The sequence below is a fragment of the Fusibacter paucivorans genome (assembly GCF_018390735.1).
Lineage (GTDB): Bacteria > Bacillota > Clostridia > Peptostreptococcales > Acidaminobacteraceae > Fusibacter > Fusibacter paucivorans.
The window spans coordinates 1-1,555 of record NZ_JAHBCL010000086.1; the positions used below are offsets into that span (position 1 = coordinate 1).

Consider the following 1,555-nt stretch of genomic DNA (forward strand, 5'->3'; position numbering starts at 1 on the left):
CTTGTATGATTAATATAGAAGCAATCATCATACTTTCCTTTCATTTTAATCTGTGACTATAATACATTCAGATACTGTGGTACTTTTGATTTTATTCTGTAGCTTTGACTACTCACCAGGAGTGTATTGCCGCTTACTTTATCTGAATTGTTTATTAGCTGGATGTGCCATACATTTGAGTGCTTATTTCAATCAAGTCTACGATGATAATTGATGGTGGATGTCACGGTATCAATAAATTGAAAGGAGGATTTATCCTCATGATCTACCTTGGCATAGACATCGCCAAATTCAACCACTTCGCCGCAGCCTTATCTTCTGAAGGTGAAGTACTACTAGAGCCTTTCAAATTTACGAATGACAATGATGGCTTCTACAAACTGCTCTCTTCTATTGAGTCTTTCAATAAGAACAGCCTCATCATTGGTCTTGAATCCACGGCTCACTATGGCAACAACCTTATTCAGTTTCTTGTCTCTAGGCACTATAAAGTGTGCCTCATCAACCCTCTTCAGACTTCAGCTATGCGTAAGAATAACATTCGCAAAACCAAGACTGACAAGGTTGACACCTTTGTTATTGCTAAGACCCTTATGCTGCATGATCATCGTTTCTTCACATTAGAAGATATCGACTTGATGCAGCTGAAGAATCTTGGACGTTTCCGCCAGAAGTTAGTCAAAAACCGTACCCGGTTGAAGATTCAACTGACTTCTTACATGGATCAGGTTTTTCCTGAATTCCAGTACTTCTTCAAGTCAGGTCTACATCAAAAGGCTTGTTACCGCCTTCTGAAAGAAGCACCGTCGCCAGAAGCCATTGCTTCTATGCATATGACCCATCTTGCCAAACTTCTTGAAAAAGCTTCCCACGGCCACTTTAAGAAGGATAAAGCAAAAGATTTAAGAGTTCTCGCACAGAAGTCTGTCGGCTCTAGTGACAGATCCTTATCTATTCAAATAACTCATTCAATCGAACAGATCGAGTTATTGGATAGCCAGTTACAAAGTGTTGAGTCCGAAATGAAAAGCATTGTCCTTTCATTCAATTCAGTTATCATGACCATCCCTGGTATTGGGTATATCAACGGTGGCATGATTCTCGGAGAAATCGGTGATATCAGACGCTTCTCCAGTGCTAAAAAACTTTTAGCTTTTGCTGGCCTTGATCCCTCTGTTTACCAGTCAGGAAATTTCCAAGCCAGTCGTACACGTATGTCGAAACGAGGATCTAGAGTTCTCCGTTATGCATTGATTAATGCTGCATACAATGTTGTTCGTAACAACGACACATTTAAAGCTTATTATGATACCAAAAAAGCCGAAGGTCGCAGCCACTACAATACCTTAGGACACTGTGCCGGCAAGCTTGTCAGAGTCATTCACAAAATGCTTACTGACAAAGTCGAGTTCAATCTCGACTAGCACCACATCAAATATCGATAGATTTTGAAAACTGCCTTTTAGGGAGTCTTATTAAAGTTGCCCTTTTTTAGACCTACTGATTAAAGTGAATTTCCGGTTATTTTAGTCTTGACTTTTCATAGCTGGTCTCC

Annotated in this window: 1 protein-coding gene; it reads left to right on the forward strand. The window is 39.9% G+C overall.

The window, feature by feature from the left end:
* Positions 1-260: 260 nt before the first annotated feature.
* Entirely contained in the window at positions 261-1,424 is a 1,164-nt protein-coding gene (locus KHM83_RS19530; protein ID WP_213238718.1) for an IS110 family RNA-guided transposase, read from the forward strand.
* The last annotated feature ends 131 nt before the right edge of the window (positions 1,425-1,555 follow it).